Below are 24,345 nucleotides of genomic sequence, written 5' to 3'. Positions count from 1 at the left end.
GTACCGTTGTTTGTTTTAAACATAAATATGCTATTTAGCTAAGTAATAAACCGAAACGAGAGTGTTAATCTCCTTCACTATATTTATTATACTGGACGTTAAACAAATCTATCCAAAAAAACCTTCTTTTTTGACTTAAAAATAAAATAAGCAAACAAACCCGCGTTAGGGATTGCAGAGAAAAGCCCACAGCTTTTGCACCCTAGTGCAGAAGCGAGGACTTGTAACGAAACATTTATGTTCATGAATTCAAAAATTTAAAATAGAAATGTATGAATAAAAGCCCGACCCCTTTTCGGGGTAACGCAAAAAAAATGTTTTAATATATAATTAAGATTAGAGGCTTTATAGGAAGCGTAAATCTATCTATCTTTGTGCTTTTACAATAATACACAGAGTCCTTGCGATATTTTATAGAACTTTCTTATAATGGCACCGCGTATCATGGTTGGCAAAATCAACCAAATGGTATTACTGTTCAGGAGGTTGTTGAGAAGGGTTTATCGACTTTACTTAATGAGCCAGTTTCTGTAATGGGCGCAGGACGTACCGATGCTGGTGTACATGCTACACAACTTTTTGCGCATTTTGATACGGCTGTTGTTTTTGATGCGCCCGATTTGGTTTTTAAGATGAATTCTTTTTTACCTAATGATGTTGCTATTACCACTATTTTTGAGGTTAAACCAGATGTCCATGCGCGTTTTCATGCGATAAGCAGAGCGTATTTGTATCGTGTTACGGTTAAGAAAAATGTGTTTACTGTTGAAAATAGCTTTTATGTGAAGCAGGCTTTGGATGTAGAGAAAATGAATGAAGCTTCGAAAATTTTATTGACCTATAAAGATTTTCAATGTTTTTCGAAAAGTAAAACGGATGTAAAAACGTATCATTGTGATATTATGCAAGCGGAATGGGTTCTTAAAAATGATGAGCTACATTTTGTAATAAAAGCAAATCGTTTTTTACGAAATATGGTGCGTGCTATTGTAGGTACCTTAATTAATATTGGTTTAGGGAAAATGGAGGTTGATGAATTGCATACCATTATTGAGTCTAAAAATAGGAGTGAAGCTGGATTTTCGGTTCCGGCGCATGGATTATATTTAACTAAAATAGAGTACCCTGAGGATATAAAACTGTAGATGGAGAAAAAGAAAGAAAACATATTTGATTTTAAACTTTTTAAACGGCTGTTTGAATACATAAAGCCTTATAAATTGGTTTTCTATAGTTTGATTTTACTGGTGGTTTTGTTGGCTATTTTTAGCGCCGCAACACCATATATTACCAAATATGCTATTGATAATAGTATTACGACTAAAATAGAAAAAGACTTTTTGTTTTATATTTTGTTGATGTTTGGAGTTTTGATTTTAAACACCGTTTTTCAGTTGCTATTTATCTATTATGCGGCTTGGTTGGGACAGAATTTGGTGCAAGATGTGCGTGTAAAACTGTTTGATCATTTACTACGTTATAAAATGAAGTATTATGATAATTCTTCGGTCGGTTTATTAATAACACGCGCCGTAACTGATATGGAACGTATAGCTGATATTTTTGGTCAGGGTTTATTCATGATTTTTAAAGATTTACTGGCCATGGCTGTGGTTTTTGGTGTGATGGTTTACATGAATTTCAAATTGAGCGGCATTGTATTAATCATGATGCCTTTATTACTTTATGCCACACGAATTTTTCAGAAGTATATGAAAAAAGCGTTTGAAGATGTACGTACCGAAGTTTCTAACTTAAATAGTTTTGTACAAGAGCGCTTAACAGGTATGAAAATCTTGCAGTTGTTTACACGCGAAGACTTAGAATATAAAAACTTTAAAGCCATTAACGAACGCCATAAAAAAGGCTGGGTAAAAACGGTTTGGTATAACTCTATATTTTTTCCTTTACCAGATTTATGTGGTTCAATAACCATTGGTTTGGTGGCTTGGTATGGTGGCTTGAATGTAGTTTTACAAAATACTTCGGTATCTCAAGGGGATTTGGTGGCGTTTATCATGTTTGTTCCGATGCTGTTTAGACCATTACGCCAAATTGCTGATAAGTTTAATACCTTACAAATGGGTATGGTGGCTGCAACGCGTGTATTTAAAATAATTGATACCACATCTCAAATTGATGATTTAGGTACACATGTTGCGGAGTCTTTTAAAGGGAATATTAAATTTGATAACGTTCATTTTAGTTATGTTGAAGATGAAAAAGTATTAAAAGGCATTTCTTTTGATGTAAAAACTGGTGATACTGTAGCCATTGTTGGTGCTACGGGTGCAGGAAAATCAACTATTATAAATTTATTAAACCGTTTTTACGAAATTGAAGATGGTGTTATTTCTGTTGATGGAATTGATATTAAGGATGTAACTTTATCTTCTTTAAGAACTCAAATAGCTGTAGTGTTACAAGATGTATTTTTGTTTGCAGATACGATTTTGAATAATATTACCTTGAATCATCCAAATATTACCGAAGAACAGGTATATCAAGCTGCAAAGGATATTGGGATTCATGATTTTATTATGACACTGCCTAATGGGTATCATTATAACGTAAAAGAGCGTGGTGTGATGCTCTCTTCTGGTCAACGTCAACTCATTTCGTTTTTACGTGCTTATGTTACTAACCCGAGTATTTTGGTGTTGGATGAAGCTACCTCTTCTGTAGATTCATATTCGGAACAACTCATCCAAAATGCTACCGATAAAATTACTAAAGGCAGAACATCTATAGTTATTGCACACCGTTTGGCAACTATTAAAAAAGCAGATAAAATAATTGTAATGGATGCTGGTAAAATTGTAGAACAAGGTACTCACAAAGAGCTTCTTAAAAAGGAAAATGGGTATTATAAGAACTTATATGAAGTTCAGTTTTTACAAGAAGAAGTGGCTTAAACAATTTATTAAGACTTAAAATCTTGAATAGATATTTCTCCAGTAATGAATAATGCTAAAAAGGTAAGAACAGATACTCCCATATATCCTATCAAAAAGATAAATAAAAACATCGGGATTCTCCAAAATAATGATTTTATGCTGTCTTTTGAGTTTTTATAAGACACATAAATACAAAATAGCACCATGGCTAAGGAGTATAAAATAGCCGTTTCAAAATAAAATTGAGGGCTTATAAATAATGTTGGTATTGCATATAGGGAGCCTATAATTCCAAAACTGGTTAACGCATATATAGCAGTAACTATATGTTCTGCAAAATTGTATTGCTTTTTATTGAAAAACACAAAGCTAGCAAAGGCTAAAATTGGGATGTAAAATAAAAAAAGTAATGAACCATATTCCATGGTTGCAGACATGATTTTTTCAGTACCTGCACCTCCAGAACTCGTTTGAGCATAACTTATTTTTGAAAAATCAATTTCACTCCAAGCTAATTTTTTGGTTAAAAAAATGACAAATCCAGAAAGTGTTAACGAAATAGCTAACATACTTACTGGGTTTAAATACTTTTTACGAACACCAGAAATATAACCTCCACAAACGTCTTCTGGCTTAATAATCATGTGCCAAAGCGTTTTTAAAAACGTATTGTCTAGATTAAAATAGCGTTCTAAAAAATCATAAGTTAAACTTTTAGGAGTTAGCCTATTTCTGATAATTTTAGAGCCACAGTCTGGACAAAAGCTAAAATCTGTTCTTAGTGTATTTTCACAATTTCTACATGTCATTTTTTACGCTAAATCTTTTTTAATTATCTCATTCAGTTCGTTAGAGTCTTCAAAAACAACAAACTCACCATCTTTAAAATAAGAGATATGTCCTGTTTCCTCACTTACAACTAAAGCTAAAGCATCTGTTTTTTCAGTAACACCTATAGCTGCTCTATGGCGTAAACCAAAACGCTGAGGTATGTTTTTTTCATTATTTACAGGAAGAATTACTCGTGTTGCTTTCACTACATTATTGCTTACTATTATGGCACCATCATGCAGCGGGCTGTTTTTAAAAAAGATACTTTCTATAATGGGTTGTGTTACTTTTATATTCATTTCATCTCCTGAGGAGGATAGAAAATCTAAGTTATTATTGCGTTCAAAAACAATGAGTGCCCCCGTTTTAGACATCGACATTTTATTACATGCAGAAATAACAGCATCAACATCTGTTTCATCATTAGTTTCTGTTTTTAAGAAATTAATTTGTTGTAAAAATTTGCGTCGTCTACCAAAATTAGTAGAGCCAACCATGAGTAAAAACTTCCTTATTTCTGGTTGAAAAACGACGATTAAAGCTATAATTCCAACCTTCATAAAACCGCCAAAAATACCTGTAAGCAGTTCCATGTTTAGGAAATCTGTAAGCATCCAAGCGCCATAGATGATTATGATTCCAATAAAAATATTAATAGCAACGGTACCTTTAATTAATCGGTAAACGTAATAGAGAAGAAGTGCTACAAGAATAACATCTATAATATCTACAACTGTAAATTTTAAAAGGTCTTTAAAAATATCCAATAGTGGTGGGTTTTGGTAAATTTAAGAAAAAAGGGTTAATTAAAAATAAATTCGTTGTTTGATATTTCTGAGTCGTTTAAATCCGTTTCAGAAATAATGGATTTATATTCAATGTAATTTTGAAACGATAATTCTTCATTGAAATTCAGTAAAATTATACTATTAATAGTATCGCACTTTTTTAGATAGTGTGATAAACTATCTTTTGTAGTTTCAACAATCATGGATTTTAAAACAGTGCTTGCAATTGTAATGTTGTTGTAATCTTCAAAAGCAATGGCGATTGAGTTTCCTAAATCGTCTAAATTAGACTTTTTTCCATTATAGCTTGACAATGATTCATTTCTATATGTAGTATTAGTAAACTCTACAAACCCCAAATTCTTTATACTCGTATCATTACAAGTGAAGTAATTCTTAGCCTTTTCATTTTTATGACTAGAATTAGCCTTTTTATCCTGTAAGTATTTAATATGTGGAATGGCTTGTTTTAAAGTTAAACGTTTATCAACATTAATCAACCAATTTGTGGTACTGATGAGGTTTTTTCTATTGAGTTCTACGCTGTCCTCTTTTGTTTTATCATAAAATAAATAGGCATGAGATACATCTTTTATATCTGTAATTTCAGAATGATTTATTTCTGGTAATTGGAGTACTTTTTCATTTCCACATGAAAGCAAAAAAAGCATAATAATTAGTAAAATATAGTATCTCATTTTCTTTTAACTACTTAACGATTCAACTAATTTAATACATTCCATAGCTTCCTTAACGTCATGAACTCTTAAAATTGAAGCTCCTTTTTGAAGTGCAATGGTATTTAAAACTGATGTCCCGTTTAAAGCCTCTTGAGCTGAAGTGTCTAGTGTTTTATAAATCATAGATTTCCTAGAAATACCAGCTAATAATGGCTTTTCAATCATTTTAAAAAGCTCTAGTTTATTCAGTAATTCAAAGTTTTGCTCTAATGTTTTTGCAAAACCAAACCCAGGGTCAACAATAATATCTACAATGCCTAAAGCTTTTGCAGCTGCTATTCTTTCAGAAAAATAGAATAAGACATCTTTTATTAAATCATCATATTCAGTTTGCTGTTGCATGGTTTGTGGTGTTCCGCGCATATGCATCATAATATAAGGCACCTTTAAATTCGCAATGGTTTGCAACATGTTTTCATCTAATAAACCTGCTGAAATATCATTAATCAAGCAAGCACCAGCTTCAATACATTGTTTAGCAACTTCACTTCTAAAGGTGTCTATAGAAATTAAAGTTTCTGGAAACGCTTTTAAAATCAGTTTTATAATAGTAATGATACGACTTAATTCTTCAGTTTCACTAACATGGTTAGCATTCGGTCTAGAGCTATACGCACCAACATCAATAAAAGTTGCACCTTCATTTAACATGTACTCAACATGATTTAAAATCTCGTCTTCGTTTTTGTGGGATCCACCATCATAGAAAGAATCGGGAGTAATATTTAAAATTCCCATCACTTTTGGTGATGATAAATCAATGAGTTTGCCTTTGCAATTAATAGTCATTTATACTGTTTTGTAAAGTGTTGGTACATAGTTTAAAACTTTAAACCATAAACCTTGAAGGTTTTAATTATTTATGCGAAATTTACGCAAAATTCAATTTACTAATGCAAGATACTTCAAAACAATACGATGCGGTAATAGATACCTGTAAAAGTTTATTTATTAAGAAAATGAGTGATTACGGAAGTGCATGGCGAATTTTAAGATTACCATCATTAACAGATCAAATTTTTATAAAAGCGCAGCGTATTAGAGGATTGCAACAAAATGATGTTCAGAAGGTTGATGAAGGGCAAGAAAGTGAATTTATAGGTATTATCAACTATTGCATTATGGCACTAATTCAATTAGAAAAAGGTGTAGTTGAGCAACCAGATATGTCTACAGAAGATGCTACAAAATTATATAAAGAAAAAGTAGCGATTACCAAGCAGCTTATGCAAGATAAAAATCATGATTATGGTGAAGCATGGCGAGATATGAGAGTAAGTAGTTTAACTGATTTAATTCTACAAAAGCTACTTCGAGTAAAACAAATTGAAGATAATCAAGGAAAAACAATAGTCAGTGAAGGTATTGATGCTAATTATCAGGATATGATTAATTATGCAGTTTTTGCTATGATTCATTTAAACGAAGGTAAATCATGAAAATATTAGTTGCATTTTCTAGAATTTTTGTTGGATTATTATTCATCTTTTCAGGCTTTATTAAGCTAAACGATCCACTTGGGTTTTCATATAAACTGCAAGAATATTTCAGTCCAGATGTTTTAAACATTCCTTTTTTAGAGCCTTATGCTTTAATTATTTCAGTTTTTGTTGTAGTTCTAGAAGTGGTTTTAGGTGTTTTTTTACTTATTGGTTATAAACCAAAATTTACTGTTTGGAGTTTACTTGGGTTAATCGTTTTCTTTACGTTTTTAACTTTTTATGCTGCTTACTTTGAAAAAGTAAAGGATTGTGGCTGTTTTGGAGATTTTTTAAAGCTAGACCCTTGGGAATCTTTTGGTAAAGATCTTATACTCTTAGTGTTTATTTTGATTTTGTTTTTTGGGGTAAAATACATCAAACCTGTATTTTCAAAATTGCCTACAACAGTGCTTGCGTTACTAGGATTTATTTTGAGTTTATGGTTTGGGTATCATGTGTTAATGCATTTACCTGCAATTGATTTTAGAGCTTATGCTATAGGAAAGAATATTCATGAAGGTATGATTATTCCAAAAGATGCTCCAAAACCAATTCAAGAGTATAGTTGGAAATTTAATGTGAATGGTGAGGAAAAAGTTATTAAAACAAATGGGAACTACCCGTCTGTTGAAGGCGAGTTTGTTAGTGTTGAAACCGAGGTTATTCAAGAAGGCTATACACCACCTGTGGTTGATTTTTCAATTGAAAATGAAGATGAAGATTTAACAACACACTTTTTAGAACAAGACAATTTAGTTGTAGTAGTATCTTATAGCTTAGAGAAAATTGAAAGAGATGGTGCATTAAAGTTAAAAGCATTACAAGATGAAGCTAGAAAAAACAACTATCAAATTATAGGTTTAACAGCATCAGGTGATGAGGCTAAACAGAGAATAAATGAAGCCTATAATATAGATTTTGAATGGTATTTATGTGATGAAAAAGCCCTAAAAACGGTAGTGCGTTCAAACCCAGGAATTTTAGAATTAGATAAAGCTACAGTTCAGCAGAAAGTACATTGGAATGATCTTGATGATTTAAAATTACCAAAAGTTGAAAAAAGACCTGAACCAAAGAAGACTGAAGAAATCATTGCGTATTTTGTTAATGGAGAGCCTTCTACAAAAGAGGATGTTGAAACTATTGATTCTGCTAAAATTGAAAGCGTAAATGTTATAAAAGATTCAATTCAATTAAAAGAACTAAATACTCAAAACAGTACATTTTATACCGGAGTCATTGAGATTAATCTTAAAGATTAGCAATTAATAAAAACATATAAACGAATAAACTTTTATTGATAAACTACCTACTAAATAAAATCTTTTATGCATTACTCACTTTAATAGGAGTAATAACTGTTATTTTCTTTTTATTTAGTGTGCTTCCCGGAGATCCTGCCCAAATGATGATGGGGCAAAATGATGACAGCAAACAACTAGCAATCGTCAAGAAAAAGTACGGATTTGATAAACCCGTAACCACGCAATATTTATATTATTTAAATGATTTGTCACCCATTTCATTTCACTCAAATAATTCAGAAGATTATACCTTTTTGAGCAAAGGAAAATATAATGAGGCTAGTTTATTTTCATTAGGTAATACAACTACAGTTTTAAAAAAGCCATATCTAAGAGAATCTTTTGCTAAACAAGGGAAACGCGTCAGTCAAGTATTGTCTGAAACATTGCCAAATACATTTGTTTTAGCTGTATCAGCAATTTTTATTGCCATTGTATTAGGAATTTTGTTAGGTATAGTTTCAGCATTATATAAAGATAAATGGTTAGACAAAACTATTCAAATTCTAAGCACGTTTGGTATGAGTATTCCATCGTTTTTTAGTGCCATCTTGTTTGCATGGTTTTTTGGTTATTTGTTGCATGAATACACTAATTTAGAAATGACAGGAAGTCTTTATGAACTCGATGATTTTGGAGAAGACATGCATATAAAATGGAAAAACTTAATATTACCAGCAATAGTTCTTGGTATTCGTCCATTGGCTGTGGTTATTCAGCTTATGCGTAATTCGTTATTAGAAGTCTTCAATCAAGATTATATCCGTACAGCGCGAGCAAAAGGTTTAAGCGAATTTCAAATTATAAAAAAACACGCTGTAAAAAATGCATTAAACCCTGTAGTAACAGCCATTTCTGGTTGGTTTGCATCCATGTTGGCAGGAGCCGTTTTTGTAGAGTACATTTTTGGCTGGAACGGACTAGGAAAAGAAATAGTAAATGCTTTAAACACGCTGGATTTGCCTGTAATTATGGGTTCGGTTTTAGTAATTGCGACGCTTTTTGTAATGATTAATATATTAGTCGACTTAATTTATGTTTGGTTAGATCCAAAAGTAAAATTAGAATAAAACATTATGAGAAGAATAAGCTACATTTTAGTGTTATTACTAAGTGTTTTAAGTTGTAATACTAAAAATCCAAATGCATTTTCAGAAGCAGCATTAAACGATACATTTACAACTTTAGACGGTAATCAAATTACTCTAAAAAATATTTTAGAAAAACACAAGGGCAAAACTATAGTAATAGATATTTGGGCATCTTGGTGTGGCGATTGTATAAAGGGTATGCCAAAGGTTAAAGCCTTACAAAACCAATTTAAAGATGTCACTTTTTTATTTTTCTCTCTAGATAGAGCAGAAGACGCTTGGAAACGAGGCATAAAAAAATACGATGTACAAGGCGAACATTATTTCATGCAAAATGCTAAGAAATGTGATTTTGCTGATTTTGTAAATATAAGTTGGATTCCTAGATATATGGTTATAAATAAAGCTGGCGAAATCGTTGTATTTGATGTTATTAAAGCTAATGACATTAAGTTAATAGAAGCATTGAAAAATTAACTATTTTAGCATTACAAAAGAAAAATAATTAATTAAAAATAAAATTAACCCTTTTGTAATCAAAAGGTTATCAATTTATTATGAGAAAACAAATCGTAGCCGGAAACTGGAAAATGAATAATGATTTAGCGCAAACTGAATCGCTAATTACGGCTTTAAAAAACCAAACTAAAACTACAGATGCAGAAGTTATGGTTGCGCCAACAGCAACAAATTTATGGGCAGCATATAACGCATTAAGACAATCTAATATAGAAGTTGTTGCACAAAATATGCACTTTGCAGAAAACGGAGCTTATACCGGAGAAATTAGTGCTAGTATGTTAAAAAGTATAGGTATAAACACGGTTATACTTGGACACAGTGAGCGTCGTGAATACTTTAATGAAACAGACGAGTTACTTGCTAAAAAAGTAGACGCTGCACTTGCAAAAGGTATGCGTGTTATTTTCTGTTTTGGTGAGGAATTAGCAGATAGAAAAGCAGGAAACGAAGAGGCCGTTGTTGGTAATCAAATTAAAAACGCATTATTCCATTTAGGTGCTGCGGCATTCCAAAACATCGTGTTGGCTTACGAGCCGGTTTGGGCTATTGGTACTGGCGAGACTGCTAGTCCAGAGCAAGCGCAAGACATGCACGCATTCATCAGAAAAACGTTGGCAGATAAATACGGAAATGATATTGCTGAGGAGGTTTCAATTCTTTATGGAGGAAGCGTAAAACCAGCAAACGCAGAGGAAATTTTCTCTAAACCAGATGTAGATGGTGGTTTAATTGGAGGAGCATCACTTAATGCAGAAGACTTTTTTGCAATTGTAAATGCATTTTAAATAAATAATAATTTGGGCGTTACCCCGATGAAAATCGGGGTCGCGCTTTACATTACAAGTCCTCGCACCTCCTTCGTCGGTCTGTGGGCTTTCCACTGCAATCGCTAACGCGGGTAAATCCGCAAACATAATACTAGCATCATGTCCAATATCATCTACATAGGGTACTACTTCAAAGTACATCCTTTACAACCAGCAGTAGAAATTCTAATTGCCGAATTAGGTTATGCAGGTTTTGAGAGTTTTGTAGAAACTGAAGACGGTGTAACCGCATACATTCAAAAAGAAGAATGGTATGCAGACATTTTAGACGATGTTCAAATTCTAAATTCAGACGAATTTCAAATTAGTTTCACTTTTGAAGAGATAGAACAAACCAATTGGAATGCCGAATGGGAGAAAAATTTTAACCCGATTGTGGTAGATGGTGAATGTGCAGTTCGTGCACCATTTCATGATAAATTCGATACTAAATACGATATTGTCATCGAGCCTAAAATGAGTTTCGGTACTGGGCATCATGAAACTACGCACATGATGATTCAGCATATATTAAAAAACGATTTTAAAGATAAATCCGTTTTAGATATGGGTTGTGGTACAGGAGTTTTGGCTATTCTAGCAGAACTTAAAGGCGCAAAACCTATTGATGCTATAGATTATGATAACTGGTGTTATTTAAATAGTCTCGAAAATGTAGAGCGCAATAATTGCAAAAGTATTACGGTTATAGAAGGGGATGCATCAGCTATTAAAAATAAGTATGATATAATTATAGCAAATATTAATCGTAATATTTTAATGCAAGATATGTCAACCTATGTGTCAAAACTTAATAAAAATGGAATGCTTTTTTTAAGTGGATTTTACAATGATGATATTCCAATGATTCAAGAGGTGTGTGAAAAACATTTGTTAAAATTTGAAGAAAAGTTGGAAAGAAACAATTGGGTTTCACTAAAATTTTTAAATTAGTACTATAATTAATCCCCAAGATTATTAGGCTATGAGTTCAAAAGAAAAAACTTCGGAAGAATTATTGCTTAAAGAAGCAGTAGTTACTCAAAATGAAATTGTATTACATAACGATGATGTAAATACCTTTGATCATGTTATAGAAACGCTTATCCATGCATGTGAGCATACCGCGGAACAAGCTGAACAATGTGCCATTCTTGTGCACTATAAAGGTAGATGTACAGTAAAAACAGGTGAGTATAAAGATTTAAAACCGCGTTGTTCTATGCTTTTAGAAGCAGGTTTAAGTGCAGAAATAATATAATTAAAAGTTGAAAAATTATAATTATCAGGCTTCACAAATTTTAAAACTTGTGAAGTCTTTTTTATTTACAACTTTTTAGAGTCTTCAAAATTCTAAGAAATTAGAGCGTTGTAGGACAAACAAAATCTGTAGTTGGCAAATCTGTATTTTTAATAGCTCCAAAACCACCAGCAATATCAACTAAATTATTAAAACCTCGTGCTTTTAAAATAGAAGCTGCAATGACTGAACGATAACCTCCTGCACAATGCACATAATAGGTTTGATCTTTGTTTATGGAGTTCATATTATCATTAATAAAATCTAAAGAAAAGTGTTGTACATTATCACCTTTTAAGTGTTCAGATAGAAATTCACCATCTTTTCTAACATCAAGTACATTTATATTTTCATTTTTAAAATGATTAGAGAACACGTCAGCATTAATCGATTTAATAGTTTCTATATCTTTTCCTGATTGCTTCCAAGCGTTTATACCGCCTTCTAAATACCCAAGTGTATTATCATAACCAACACGAGATAATCGGGTTACAGTTTCTTCTTCACGACCTTCTGGAGTTACTAATAAAATTGGCTGTTTCAAATCTGTGATTAAGGCACCAACCCAAGGTGCAAAACCACCATTTAAACCTATAAAAATTGAGTTAGGAATATGTCCGTCAACAAAATCTTTTGGAGAACGCACATCCAAAACCAAAGCATCTTCGTTATTTGCTTTAACTTCAAAAGCTTCAGGACTTAAAGGAGTATCTCCTTTTTTAAGAATGTTTTCAAAAGCATCGTATCCAACCTTATTCATCATGGCATTTTTTGCAAAATATTGTGGAGGAGGAGCAATACCATCCAACACTTCTTTTACAAATTCTTCTTTAGTCATATCTGCTCTTAAAGCATAATTCGTTTTCTTTTGATCACCTAAGATACCAACTGTTTCTTTACTTAAATTTTTACCGCATGCAGAACCTGCACCATGAGCAGGATACACAATAATATCATCTGGTAAAGTCATGATTTTATTTCGTAAAGAATCATATAACATAGCCGCTAAATCTTCTTTTGTTAAATCGGATTTAATTGCCAAATCTGGCCTGCCAACATCACCTAAAAATAAAGTATCTCCTGAAAAAATAGCGTGTTCTTTTCCATTTTCATCCAATAATAAAAATGTTGAAGATTCTAGAGTATGTCCAGGTGTATGCAACACTTTAATGGTTAGGTTTCCTACTTTAAATTCCTCATTGTTTGTGGCTTCATGAATATTATATTCTGTTTTTGCTCCAGGTCCAAAAACAATAGTAGCTCCAGTTTTTTTAGCTAAATCTACATGACCAGAAACAAAATCTGCATGAAAATGAGTTTCAAAAATATATTTGATTTTGGCGTTTTCTTTAGCAGCCTTATCAACATATTGTTGGGTTTCTCGTAAAGGATCAATAATAGCAACCTCTCCATTTGATTCAATGTAGTAAGCACCTTGGGCTAAACATCCTGTATATATCTGTTCTATTTTCATTTGCTATAAATTCTTTTGTAAAATTACGAAACCTTTTGAGTTTGATTTGTAACTTATATTACTTTTAAAATTATTTTAACTCTTTGTAAATGATATAGGTAGCCATGACTAAAACAAAATAGCCAAAACTCTTTTTAAGTTTTTTACCACTTATAAATTTGGATAGAAATACACCTAAAATAATTCCTAATATTGAAATACTTGTAAAAATTAATAAGAATGTCCATTCTATATCTAAAGTTTGTATATCACCTATAAAACCAATTAAAGAGTTAATAGTTACAATAATCAATGATGTACCAACTGCCTTTTTCATAGGAATGTTTGCCCATATTACAAGTGCTGGAACGTATAGGAATCCACCACCAGCACCAATAATGCCTGTTATTGTGCCAATTATAAGACCTTGGATGAATGTTTTGTAATAGGGTTGACTTCGAGATAATTCAAGATTTTCTTTTCTATTTTTTATCATGGAATATGAGGCAATAATCATGATGATTGCGAAAAAAATCATGATTCCCATACCCTTTGTTATATCAAAATCTCCTATGCTAAAAAGTGTTTCAGGAATTCCAGGAACCAAATAACGTCTGGACAAATAAACAGCAACAAATGATGGAAAAGAAAATGCTAATCCCGTTTTAAAATCCACCAAACCCTTTTTATGTTTTTGGTAAGTACCAACCATTGAAGAGGTGCCAACAACAAATAAAGAATAAGCAGTTGCAACAACAGGGTTATATCCTAATAAGTATACTAATAGTGGAACAGTTAAAATAGAACCACCACCGCCAATTAAGCCTAAAACTAAACCGACGATTAGTGCGCCTACATAACCAATAATTTGGGTTGTATCCATTTAGTGAGGTAATTTATCTTTCAAAAGACCATAAATAAATGTCCCAAAAATAGCAGCAGCGATAACAATTACCATGCTCCAAACTCCTGTTCCTAAAAGGATGTACATAGGGCCTGGGCAAGCACCAATTAGCGCCCAGCCTAATCCGAAAATAATGCCTCCAACTATATATCTAATCAGCCCTTTTTCTTTTTTAGGGACAAAAATATCTGCACCTTTTATACTTTTTATAGCGCCTCGTTTTGAGAGTTGTAAAAATAAAATACCCGATGCTATAGCTGTACCAATAATACCATACATATGAAAGGATTGAAACCTAAACATCTCATAAATACGGTACCATGAAACCGCTTCGGATTTCACTAAAACGATACCGAAAAATATGCCTACTAATAAAAATTTTAACGCCTTCATATATTTAAAAAATTAGAGGTAAAATAAAATTCGCCATAATAAGGCCTCCGATAAAAAAACCAATAACAGCTATTAATGATGGTTTTTGTAAACTACTTAAACCTGTAATAGCATGACCTGATGTGCAACCACCTGCGTAACGTGTTCCGAAACCTACAAGTAATCCGCCAACAACTAATAGGATTAAAGCTTTTGGCGATGCTAAAACATCTAAACTATACATCTCGTTTGGGACTAATGTTTGACCAGGATTTTTAAAGCCCATACTTTGAAGTTCTGATACTGTTGAAGGGTTTAAATCTGTTCCAGAGTTGTTTGAAAGGTATTGAGTTGCTATAAATCCGCCAATAATAGCGCCGAGAACTACGGTTAAGTTCCAAACTTGGTCTTTCCATTTAAAATTGAAAAAGTCTGCAAATTTACCTGCACCAGCTATAGAGCACATGGTACGAAGGTTTGATGACATGCCGAATGTTTTGCCAAAGTAGAGTAGAAGAGCCATAACTAAGGCTATTAATGGACCAGATATATACCAAGGCCATGGGTTTAAAATAGATTCCATATTTACCAGTTTTAGTGCGAATTTATGTTGAATGTACTTAAGTTATTGTAATAAATGTTACTTAAGTATAGCTGTAATATACAAAAGTGTTTTACTAATATATTCTTTAGCTGAGAATCTGTTAAAGAGTTATTATATGTTCATTTTGCCTTGATGCAAAACGAACCAAAAAATCAAATCAATCTGAGGAAATTGCAAAAGCACCATTCACTTTCAAAACTTCACGCCTGATGCTACGCATCGCGATTACGTTTTTTCGTTCATTATTTCTACAGATTGATGATTCCGATTTTATCGGAATTAGGGACTTTACTTTTTACTAGTTTTGGTTATCTCTTCTGACTTTTTAAATAGTCTAGTTGTTTGTAGATTGTGAATTGTAATGGCAGATAATTGCGCTAGGGATTGCAGTGGAAAGCCCACAGCTTTTGCGCCTTAGCGCACAAGCGAGGACTTGTAACGGAAAGCCCGACCCTTGGGTAGCGCCCAAATTATTTAAAGGATTTCTATTTTATTTCGGCTGAGTTTGATTTTGTTTTGGTTTTCAAGTTGTTTTAAAAGGCGTGAAATAACGACACGCGATGTGTGTAAATCTTCAGCAATATCTTGATGTTTTACAATGATGGTTTTTGTATCGTGGAGTTTGGTTTTGTTGATGAGGTATTTATACAACCTTTGGTCCATTTTTATGAAGGCTAGGTTATCTATGGCTTCGAGCATTTCGTCAAAACGGGTTTGGTAACTTTCTAGGATGAAGTTGCGCCAACTGGCATTTTCATGAAACCATTTTTGCATATTTTGAACAGGAATCATGATAAGTGTGGAGTCTTGTTCTGCAACGGCTCTTATTTTACTTTTTGTGGTTCCCATGCAACAAGTTAGAGACATGGTACAGGTTTCTCCTGCTTCTAGAAAATATATTAGTAGTTCGTTACCTTCTGAATCTTCTCTTAGAATTTTAATATTACCTTCCAATAATAGGGGAATGAATTTGAGAGGTTGATTAATGTCTATAATAATATCATTTGTCTTAAATGTGGCTATTTTACCAATATTTTCTATTTCGCTTATGAGCGAATTATCTAAGGTGTTGTTAAATTTTTCTTGTAGTAAGGTAGAAGTCATATTCAAAAGTAATGATTTAAAAAATTGAAAGAAATTGTTTGGTGGAGTTTTAATAAAAAATGTATATTTGCACCCACGAAAAAAGGCCATGTGGCGCAACTGAATAGCGCACTTGATTACGGCTCAAGAGGTTGCAGGTTTGAATCCTGCCATGGTCACTAAAGTAAAAAAGCTCTCAATATAATTGAGAGCTTTTTTACTTACAAATTTTTTTTACTCAATACATTTGAGTTTATCTATAAAAAACTCTTTATACTCAATAAAGTTTATTTGTTTTGAGTCTTCAGTTCCCTTGAGAACAATAGACTTAATTGGAGAATTTTTAAGAATTGAAATTTGTGCACTAGTTAATCTAGCTTTAAATAAAAACTCACCACATTCAATATCCCAAGAGTGGTAAAAAGGAATGGTTTGATTATTCTCTAAAGTAACTTTAACACTAGACCTTTGGTTTGGTAAATAAGATGCACAACCTAGGTCTCCAGAGTAGTTAAAAAATACATTTGTTTTTCTGTTTTGTCTATATAACTCAACTGTTAAATTATTGCTTAATGTATATGCTTCTGTTCTAATGGTTGTAATGTTATAAAACTTATCATATTCATTAATTTGATAATGACAAGAATCTCTAAACTTCATTCTTTCTAAAAAGGCAGCTTCTTTTGCGGCTTTCTCATGAGCTTTTCTGGAGATATCTTCCTGTTGAGAATTATCAGTTTGTAATCTCTGATTATTAAGTTTAGCAATAGAATCTCTTTTTCTCAATGCTATTAACTCTTGTCTTTCTAGAGCAATAACTTGAGCAATAGAATCACTTTTCCTTTTAAGTGCTTGCAACTCTTTTCTTTCTTGTTGTTGTGCCTTTATTAAAGAATCATATTTCCTTTTTTCTTCTTTTATTAAAAGTGCTTCGCTAGATCTTTTGATGGTAATTTTTTCGTTTTTTTCAGCTTCTTTTTTGGCTTTAGCTGCAGCGTCATTTTGTTTTCTTAATAATTTCAAAGCATCAGCTTTCTCTTTTTTTACTTTAGCTAGAGAATCCTTCTTTTTTCTTTCAGCTTCTTTTTTAAGTTTAGATTTTACAGATTTAAGTGAATCATTTCGCTTTTTTAGAAGTTCTAAAGCTTTTGCTTGCTCTACATTTACTTTGGCAATAGAGTCTTTTTTTCTTTTCTCTGCTTCCTTCTTTTGTTGCACTTTAGCTTTAGCAATAGAATCATTTCGCTGTTTTAATAGCTTTAATTCTTTATTAACTTGGTTAATAGAATCTGTTTTACGTTTTTCAGCTTGTAACCGCTTTTGTTCTTTTAATGCCTGTGCAATGGAATCTTTTTTTCTTTGTTCAGCTAGAAGTCTATCTTGTTCAATTTTAACTCTTGCTATAGAATCTTTCTTTTGTTGTGCAATGCGAAGTAATTCTTGATTAGCTTTAACCTTAGCAATAGAATCGTTTCTTTTTTGAAGTGCTAATTGTCTCCTTCTTTCTTCTCTAACTAAAGCAATGGAATCATTCCTGCGTTTTTCAGCTATTAGTCTATTTTGTTCTTTAATTGCTTGAGCAATCGAGTCTTTTTTTATTTGTGCAATACGACGTCTTTCTTTATCAGCGTTTACCTTTGCTATAGAGTCGTTACGTCTTTTTATTACTAATAACTTTCTCTCTTCTTCTTTTACTAAAGCAATAGAGTCGTTTCTGCGTTTTTCAGCTATCAGTCTGTTTTGTTCTTTTATAACTCGTGCAATAGAATCTTTTTTTCTTTGTTCAATACGAAGACGTTCTTGTTCTATTCTGGCTTTAGCAATAGAATCGTTTCTGCGAATTTCTAGGAGCTTTCTTTGCTTTTCAGCTTCAATCTTAGCTATAGAATCTCTTTTCCTTTGTTCAATAAGTTCTTTCTCTTCTCGAGCTTTTCTTGCAATAGCTTCTACCTTGTCTTGTCTCTGCTTTCTGGCTTCAATAGCTTTTTCTCGCTGCTTTTCTTCATGATCAAAATACAAGTCCATCATTTGTTCATTAACAAACAAGTACTGATCTCTAACAAAGCCAACAACATCTTTATACTTTACTTTATAAGTATAATTACCTAAGTAGCTTTTAACTATACATTTTTGATTTTCTTTAAATTCTGCAATTTTTTCAGACGACCTCTCTTCTGTTTGGTATAGATTACCATCTTGAGAAAATTTAGTAGAGATACTAGCTTCTTGAGAAAATACTTGTAATGTGAAGCTTAGAAATATTAATAATGGATAAATAGTTTTAACCATAGGTTTAGAGATTTGTGGGGCATTTGTAATTATTAGATGTAAATGTACTATTAGAAATAATTAAAACGCAAAATTTAAGCCAAAATGCGTGTTTTTATCTATCAATCTAACGCATTTCGGGTTACATACCATCTCCAGCCTATAATTGCCATTTGCAATTTAGTAGCTTTTACTAAATCTAATTGCTTTTTTGAGTAACTTGGAAGAACTAGTTTATTTACTTTGGCTAAAAATTTAAAAACTTGCTTTTTCACTTTATAACTTATTTAAAGTGTAAAAATAGTAAAACTTATTCTAGACTAAGTTTTACTTGGTTTTGATTTATAGTAGTGAAAGAATAAAGACTATTATTTCTACTACAATTTTGGCAAGTGTAATCATATTTTTAGGTTTTAAAAGGTTTGTAAATAAGGTTAATTATATCAATGTTTTTTGAAGATATATATTTACCAATATGCTTACCAAGTGTTTTTATATAAATCAATGAATTTAAATACGAATTTGTAAGTAAAAAGATGAAATTGATTTCAATATTTATGTGACGGTCTTTATTAAAGTTATTATTTGTAATTTAATAATATAATTATTGTATTAAATTATAATAATTATAGGGGTTTTTTGTAACAGTTTTTAAAACTCAAGGGGCGTTTTGTTTCAAAAAAGTACTTTTTAGTGATTTTCATCATTACATAAACTAAAAAAATGAAAAAGACACTCTTAATAGAGTGCCTTTTAAAACTATAAAAATTGGTAATGTTTATCGTTAATCTTTGGTTGTAATTTCTACTACACCATTTTTGGCTCTATCACCATATTTTTTTATTGCCGAATCACCTTTTAAAACATTTATACTTTTAATATCGTCGTTATCTAAGGTTTTAAAAGCTTTGTTTTTAACTTCTTTTCCATCAATAATATATATAGGTTCAGTACCATCATCCGTTTTAATAATGACTTTGTTATTACTTTTTCCTTTCCCTACAGCTTTTACTTTATAAGCCGTTTTACCAGGTTTATCCTTTTTTACTATAATAATATCCTCATTCTCATTTAAACCATCATTATCAACAATAATTTCAACGGTATCGTCATTATCTCCATTTTTAATAACATCAACAGTTTTAATACGTTTTGTAAAACTATTTCTGCCTTTTGTAATGTAGTGTACTGAGTCACCTTCAACCTCATAAACACCATCATCATTAGATATAAAAATGTTCTCAGTACCACTTCCTGTGCCTTTTACTTTGCTAACCTTACTACCATTTTTAATAATATAGGTAACAGATTTCTGTTTAACATTAGCATTACCAATAGAAATGTTTTTGCCTTTTTTGCCAAAAGAGATTTTTATTGGTGTAATAGGCTCATCAGAATTTAAGTTATAACTAGCGTTAGAATCATTTCCACGAGCTTCAATTTTAATTGCAGTAATTTCACCGTCAGCATTTCGCTTAACATTTTTAAATTTTAAAGTAACGCCTTTAGCTTTTGCTTCAGAAGTAATTTGATCAAGATCTGCATCAGAAGCGTTTTTTGTAACTATAAAAACCTCAACTTCTTTTTTAGATACATTATTTATGGTCCTATTTTTTACTTTTGGTGTTGTAATAGTCTCAACTGCATTTGTTTTTAAAGGCGTTTCTACAATCATGCTTTTTTCGGGTTCTAGATTATTTAGTACCGGGTTTGGAAGCATATCAAAAACAGGTTCTGCCTTTTTTATATAAATATCTTTGGTGTTAAAACTCATCAGGAATATGACTAATAATGGTATAACCAATGCATATTTAATTTTGTTGATTTTTTTTGATTTCGATTTTTGTAACATAACGATTCGTTTTTTGATTAATGAATTATAAAAATTATTGCTTAATACCAATTGATGAGTTGGCACACTTGTTTTAAGCAATGTATATTGATAGGTTTTTTTGCAAGCTGTTTGACGCACAGTATCATAATCTGCTAAAAACTCTAAATTTTGTTTTAAGTCTTTGTTATAAAGCCAAATAAATGGATTAAACCAAAGTACAACGCAGGCTAAATGCGTTAATAATATGTCTATGCTATGATATTGTTTAGCATGTACTTTTTCATGAGCAATTATCTGCTTCAATTCTGTTTTATTAAACTGCGTTGGGTTGTAAACAATCCAATTAAAAAATGAAAACGGAGAAATATCAGTTTTGGTTTTTACATAAGTATACTTGCCTTGTTTTTCCTTTTTATTCTTAAAAATAAGGAGTAATAAGGATGACATCTGAACAAAAAATCTACCAAAAAAGAAAACAACACCTAATGCATAGGCTATAATAACGTAATCCCAAAACTCTAAACCAGAATTTGCGGGAGCAGTTGCAACATTTTCAAATGTAAGTTCAGATACATCAATAGGCGTATATTCAATATATACAGGAATTACAATACTAGGTACAATTATAGCAATCAATAAACCAACAAGTAAAAACCACCTGTTAGATTTAAAAAAAGTATCGCGCTCTAAAAGCAACTTGTAAAACAGGTAAAAAACAGCAATAACGCCACTCGCTTTAATTAAATATTCCATGGTTATTCGTTTTTTTCAATAAGTTTAATTATCTCCTTTAATTCTTCAACGCTAATCTTTTCCTCCTTAGCAAAAAATGATACTACATTCTTATAAGAATTGTTAAAATAGCTATCTATTGCATTACTCATAAACCGTTTTCTATAATCCTCCTTTTTAATAATAGGGTAGTACTGGTGTGTTTTCCCGTAAGCATTATAAGCTACATAACCTTTCTCTTCTAAGTTTCTAATAATGGTAGAAAGCGTGTTGTAATGCGGTTTATCTTCGCTAATTTCTGCAAGCACATCTTTCACAAAAGCCTTTTCTAGCTTCCATAAAATATGCATAATTTCTTCTTCCTTATTGGTTAATTTTTCCATGTCCTAATAAATATTTGGGCGTTACCACAAGGGTCGGGCTATTCGCTATATCTTTTTCTCATGCTTCAAAAAAGGATGCCGCTACTATCCCTAACGCATTACAAACCTATAACTATTTTTATAGTTACACAACTAAATTAATAGTTATTTAACTAAATTTTAAGTTTTCAAAAAACTTTTTACTTTTAACTTATCACTTTTTTTACTTTCATTTATCTTCGTAAAAAAATAAGTTTATGAGCATCCTTTGGGTTATCCTTGGTTTTATATTGTTAGTAATAGGAGGTGAGTTTTTAGTACGCTCATCAGTAGCCTTATCATTTAAGTTTAGTATTTCTAAAATGGTAATAGGTATGACGGTGGTTTCATTTGCAACCTCTGCACCAGAATTATTAGTAAGCTTACAAGCGGCACTTTCTGGTTCGCCAGCAATAGCTATTAACAATGTAGTAGGCTCTAACATAGCTAACATTGGTTTGGTTTTAGGAATTACAGCTATGGTAGGAGCAATAGCTGTAGATAAATCGTTTTACAAGCTTAATTGGCCAGTAATGATGGTGTTTTCCATTGTGCTCTATTATTTTTTAAAGAATGATAATGTTTTAACAGCCATAGAAGGCGGTATTTTATTTGCTGGATTAATTACATTTTTAGTTTATCTCATCCGAAGTGCAAAAAAAGATACCGTTTCAGAAGAGGTTGATGATGCCTTAGCAACCGTTTCTAACTTTAAAATTGGCCTATGGTTATTAATCGGAGCAGCATCACTTTATTTTGGAAGCGAATGGTTGGTTGAAGGCTCTAAAGAAATAGCACGTTCTGTTGGGGTTAGTGAAGCTGTAATAGGTGTATCTTTAATAGCTATTGGAACAAGTGTGCCAGAATTAGCAGCATCAGTAATTGCAGCCGCAAAACAAGAAAAAGCCATTTCTCTTGGAAACCTTATAGGCTCGAACATATTTAATATAGCTTCAGTTTTAGGTTTAACATCTTTGGTAAAACCAATACCAGTTACAGAACCTCAAATATTATCAAACGATATTTTTTGGATGCTTGGTTTTTCAGCAATTCTAATTCCGTTAATATTTCTTCCTAAACGTTTCCAAATTAGTAGAGCTAAAGGATTCTTTTTAGTGGTTTGCTATGGCGTGTTTATGTTTTTGGTGTTTACTCACGGGAAGCTTTAAAAAAGAAAAACCTCCTAATTCAAAAAAAGAATTGGAGGTTTATAGTTTAGATTTTGAAGAATTTAATCGACTTTCAGTTTAATGATTCTTCCATTTTTCTTTCGTTCACCTAGCAAGAAAACAGTTTTCTTCTCTAAATTTGGAATACCATTATTTACTTTGTAATAAACTTTTGATTCTTTATCATCAATTAATTTTTTGTAATCATAGTTCCCGTTTTCATCAAGAGAGATGATATATAGATTAGACTTTTTTGATGATGTTTGGCTAAAATAAATTTTGTCTTTGCTAACTCTTTTTATTTTATCTGAGCAGTTTATAAAAAAGTAAGTAGACTCGTTTACAGGAAGTGTAGTAAAAGAACTAGTTGTAAAACCTGTTTGAGACTTATTAATATTTCTTGCCCATTTTAAGTCACCATTAGCATCTAGTCTTAGAGTCATAATATCATTAAAGTGGTATACTGTATAAGTTCTCATACCTCCATTTACACTCGACATTGTATGTGTCGTTATAAAAAACTCTTCAGCATTTATTACAAGGTCATTATTGCCCATTAGGTAAACACCTTTAAATTCTATATTGTCAATTCCTTTTTCCTTTTTACGTTTCTTTTTTCTGTTTTTTTCTCCGTATTTATCACTCAAGAATTTTTCTGAAAACTCATTGAATTTACTATAATTTATGTCTAACGTAGTAGGATTTAAATCATAAATGCAAACACCATTGATTTTATGTTCTTTGTCATTTCCGAAAAAACCAGTGCAAATTAACCTATCTTCATTTTTTAATAATTGTAAAGATTCTATTAATTTTCCAGTAGTTTTAAAACTAGTGCTTTCAACCGATTCTGCATTAACTTTATATAATTCAAAATGGTAATTTACTTTTCCACCTTTTTTAGTTCTTTTTGAATTTTTTTCAAAGGATTTACCAAGAAAATATACAGTACCATCTTCATCATCTACTTCAAAACTATTGTATTCAAATAGCCTGTCTTTAATATTTTTAGTAATTAGTTTATCATAAACAAGCTCAAAATTGTCATTAAAAACAAATACTTTATGGGTTTCTTTGTCTTTATTTTTAATATCAAAATTTATGGCAAAAAACTTTTTGTTTAGTGAGAAAATAACCTCTCCCATATGATTACCATCAGCTTGTCCCCAACCATTATTTATAAAAAATGGAAATATAAATACTCCAAAATAGTCTTTGATGTTATCTTCAGAAAACTTAAGTAAGTTTTGAGATGAAAAACTTAAACTATTAATTTCTGATGATGATATATTTATTGCAATAGATTTTTCCTTTTTAAGCTCTTCAATTTCTATAAGATGTAGTTTGTCGTTTTTTAAAAAAGCATTTTTTATAGTTTTATTTTTAACTTCATAATCAAGAGTTTTAACTTCCTTCAGGTTGCTATCAAAATATTGAATGTAATAGCCTTTAAGTTTTTGTTGCATACCTCCATGGTATGATCTTATGGTTACTATACCTCCATCATCTGCTTCAAGCGTAAATGATAAATATGAATTTTTTTTCTTGTCCTTAAAAATGTCACTTTTTGTAATAGAAACATCTTGTGCAAAAGACATTGTGATAAATAGTAATAGAATTAATGTAAATAGTTTTTTCATTATAATTGGTTTGTTTTTAAGTGTGCAAATCTAAAAAAATAATTGTAAGAATTTGTTTAATAAAAGAACGTTTCCAAATTAGTAGATCTAAAGGGTTCTTTTTAGTGGTTTGCTATGGCGTGTTT

The 24,345-nt window shown here is 31.3% G+C and carries 24 protein-coding genes and 1 tRNA gene; 11 read left to right on the top strand and 14 right to left on the bottom strand.

Annotation, left to right across the window (positions count from 1 at the left end):
* Nucleotides 1-401: 401 nt before the first annotated feature.
* Both truA and DIS18_RS00710 read left to right on the top strand, forming a co-directional pair.
* On the top strand, nt 402-1,145 hold the full coding sequence (gene truA, locus DIS18_RS00715; protein WP_109351134.1) for a tRNA pseudouridine(38-40) synthase TruA: 744 nt from the start codon (nt 402-404) through the stop codon (nt 1,143-1,145).
* The gene (locus DIS18_RS00710) at nt 1,146-2,915 is read left to right on the top strand and encodes an ABC transporter ATP-binding protein (protein WP_109351133.1); all 1,770 of its coding nucleotides are present in this window, start codon (nt 1,146-1,148) and stop codon (nt 2,913-2,915) included.
* 8 nt (nt 2,916-2,923) lie between these two features.
* Here the strand turns inward: DIS18_RS00710 and DIS18_RS00705 are convergent, their stop codons facing one another.
* Genes DIS18_RS00705 through folP form a run of 4 tightly spaced genes read right to left on the bottom strand, consistent with a single transcriptional unit; the run spans nt 2,924 to nt 6,045 of the window.
* A complete protein-coding gene (locus tag DIS18_RS00705) occupies nt 2,924-3,706 on the bottom strand; it encodes a DUF3667 domain-containing protein (protein WP_109351132.1) in 783 nt (260 codons plus the stop codon).
* A gap of 3 nt (nt 3,707-3,709) precedes the next feature.
* Nucleotides 3,710-4,495, bottom strand: a complete 786-nt coding sequence (locus DIS18_RS00700) for a diadenylate cyclase (protein WP_109351131.1) — start codon at nt 4,493-4,495, stop codon at nt 3,710-3,712.
* 35 nt (nt 4,496-4,530) lie between these two features.
* Entirely contained in the window at nt 4,531-5,214 is a 684-nt protein-coding gene (locus DIS18_RS00695) for a hypothetical protein (protein ID WP_146191770.1), read from the bottom strand.
* Between the two features lie 6 nt (nt 5,215-5,220).
* Complete coding sequence (gene folP / locus DIS18_RS00690) at nt 5,221-6,045, bottom strand: dihydropteroate synthase (RefSeq protein WP_109351129.1); 825 nt, start codon at nt 6,043-6,045, stop codon at nt 5,221-5,223.
* Between the two features lie 104 nt (nt 6,046-6,149).
* On the opposite strand from folP, the gene DIS18_RS00685 reads away from it, so the two are divergent.
* The 7 genes from DIS18_RS00685 (at nt 6,150) to DIS18_RS00655 (ending at nt 11,721) form a co-directional block, all read left to right on the top strand.
* Entirely contained in the window at nt 6,150-6,695 is a 546-nt protein-coding gene (locus DIS18_RS00685; RefSeq protein WP_109351128.1) for a DUF1599 domain-containing protein, read from the top strand.
* On the top strand, nt 6,692-7,999 hold the full coding sequence (locus tag DIS18_RS00680) for a BT_3928 family protein (RefSeq protein WP_109351127.1): 1,308 nt from the start codon (nt 6,692-6,694) through the stop codon (nt 7,997-7,999). Before DIS18_RS00685 ends, DIS18_RS00680 begins: the two co-directional genes overlap by 4 nt.
* A gap of 35 nt (nt 8,000-8,034) precedes the next feature.
* Complete coding sequence (locus DIS18_RS00675) at nt 8,035-9,111, top strand: ABC transporter permease (protein WP_109351126.1); 1,077 nt, start codon at nt 8,035-8,037, stop codon at nt 9,109-9,111.
* 6 nt (nt 9,112-9,117) lie between these two features.
* On the top strand, nt 9,118-9,609 hold the full coding sequence (locus tag DIS18_RS00670; protein WP_109351125.1) for a TlpA family protein disulfide reductase: 492 nt from the start codon (nt 9,118-9,120) through the stop codon (nt 9,607-9,609).
* Between the two features lie 80 nt (nt 9,610-9,689).
* Nucleotides 9,690-10,439, top strand: coding sequence for a triose-phosphate isomerase (gene tpiA / locus DIS18_RS00665; RefSeq protein ID WP_109351124.1), 750 nt, complete (start codon nt 9,690-9,692; stop codon nt 10,437-10,439).
* Between the two features lie 141 nt (nt 10,440-10,580).
* Nucleotides 10,581-11,414, top strand: a complete 834-nt coding sequence (gene prmA / locus DIS18_RS00660) for a 50S ribosomal protein L11 methyltransferase (RefSeq protein WP_109351123.1) — start codon at nt 10,581-10,583, stop codon at nt 11,412-11,414.
* 31 nt (nt 11,415-11,445) lie between these two features.
* The gene (locus DIS18_RS00655; RefSeq protein WP_109351122.1) at nt 11,446-11,721 is read left to right on the top strand and encodes an ATP-dependent Clp protease adaptor ClpS; all 276 of its coding nucleotides are present in this window, start codon (nt 11,446-11,448) and stop codon (nt 11,719-11,721) included.
* Between the two features lie 100 nt (nt 11,722-11,821).
* Here DIS18_RS00655 and DIS18_RS00650 read toward each other — a convergent pair whose 3' ends face one another.
* From DIS18_RS00650 to DIS18_RS00630, 5 genes are all read right to left on the bottom strand, one after another.
* On the bottom strand, nt 11,822-13,234 hold the full coding sequence (locus tag DIS18_RS00650) for an MBL fold metallo-hydrolase (protein WP_109351121.1): 1,413 nt from the start codon (nt 13,232-13,234) through the stop codon (nt 11,822-11,824).
* A gap of 70 nt (nt 13,235-13,304) precedes the next feature.
* Complete coding sequence (locus tag DIS18_RS00645) at nt 13,305-14,096, bottom strand: sulfite exporter TauE/SafE family protein (RefSeq protein ID WP_109351120.1); 792 nt, start codon at nt 14,094-14,096, stop codon at nt 13,305-13,307.
* Nucleotides 14,097-14,510 carry a DUF6691 family protein gene (locus DIS18_RS00640; protein WP_109351119.1) on the bottom strand — a complete coding sequence of 138 codons (414 nt, stop codon included), beginning with the start codon at nt 14,508-14,510 and terminating at the stop codon, nt 14,097-14,099.
* A gap of 4 nt (nt 14,511-14,514) precedes the next feature.
* Nucleotides 14,515-15,072, bottom strand: coding sequence for a YeeE/YedE family protein (locus tag DIS18_RS00635; RefSeq protein WP_109351118.1), 558 nt, complete (start codon nt 15,070-15,072; stop codon nt 14,515-14,517).
* A gap of 495 nt (nt 15,073-15,567) precedes the next feature.
* Nucleotides 15,568-16,197, bottom strand: a complete 630-nt coding sequence (locus DIS18_RS00630; RefSeq protein WP_109351117.1) for a Crp/Fnr family transcriptional regulator — start codon at nt 16,195-16,197, stop codon at nt 15,568-15,570.
* Nucleotides 16,198-16,281: 84 nt separating this feature from the next.
* Between DIS18_RS00630 and DIS18_RS00625 the strand changes: the two genes are divergently transcribed.
* A tRNA-Arg gene (locus DIS18_RS00625) sits at nt 16,282-16,355 on the top strand.
* 55 nt (nt 16,356-16,410) lie between these two features.
* On the opposite strand, the gene DIS18_RS00620 is transcribed toward DIS18_RS00625, so the two are convergent.
* From DIS18_RS00620 to DIS18_RS00605, 4 genes are all read right to left on the bottom strand, one after another.
* The gene (locus DIS18_RS00620; protein WP_109351116.1) at nt 16,411-18,465 is read right to left on the bottom strand and encodes a hypothetical protein; all 2,055 of its coding nucleotides are present in this window, start codon (nt 18,463-18,465) and stop codon (nt 16,411-16,413) included.
* A 101-nt stretch (nt 18,466-18,566) separates the two neighbouring features.
* Nucleotides 18,567-18,719 (bottom strand): SsrA-binding protein, encoded by a 153-nt coding sequence (locus tag DIS18_RS00615; protein WP_109351115.1) that lies wholly within the window; start codon nt 18,717-18,719, stop codon nt 18,567-18,569.
* Between the two features lie 509 nt (nt 18,720-19,228).
* A complete protein-coding gene (locus DIS18_RS00610; protein ID WP_109351114.1) occupies nt 19,229-21,031 on the bottom strand; it encodes a M56 family metallopeptidase in 1,803 nt (600 codons plus the stop codon).
* 2 nt (nt 21,032-21,033) lie between these two features.
* Nucleotides 21,034-21,393 carry a BlaI/MecI/CopY family transcriptional regulator gene (locus tag DIS18_RS00605; RefSeq protein ID WP_109351113.1) on the bottom strand — a complete coding sequence of 120 codons (360 nt, stop codon included), beginning with the start codon at nt 21,391-21,393 and terminating at the stop codon, nt 21,034-21,036.
* A 236-nt stretch (nt 21,394-21,629) separates the two neighbouring features.
* Here DIS18_RS00605 and DIS18_RS00600 point away from each other — a divergent pair, with 236 nt between their 5' ends.
* Nucleotides 21,630-22,580, top strand: a complete 951-nt coding sequence (locus DIS18_RS00600; protein WP_109351112.1) for a calcium/sodium antiporter — start codon at nt 21,630-21,632, stop codon at nt 22,578-22,580.
* Between the two features lie 62 nt (nt 22,581-22,642).
* Here the strand turns inward: DIS18_RS00600 and DIS18_RS00595 are convergent, their stop codons facing one another.
* Nucleotides 22,643-24,220, bottom strand: coding sequence for a hypothetical protein (locus DIS18_RS00595; RefSeq protein ID WP_146191769.1), 1,578 nt, complete (start codon nt 24,218-24,220; stop codon nt 22,643-22,645).
* Between the last annotated feature and the right edge of the window lie 125 nt (nt 24,221-24,345).

This window comes from Algibacter marinivivus (assembly GCF_003143755.1).
Taxonomy (GTDB): Bacteria; Bacteroidota; Bacteroidia; order Flavobacteriales; family Flavobacteriaceae; genus Algibacter_B; species Algibacter_B marinivivus.
This window is presented reverse-complemented; position numbering and strand designations above follow the sequence as displayed.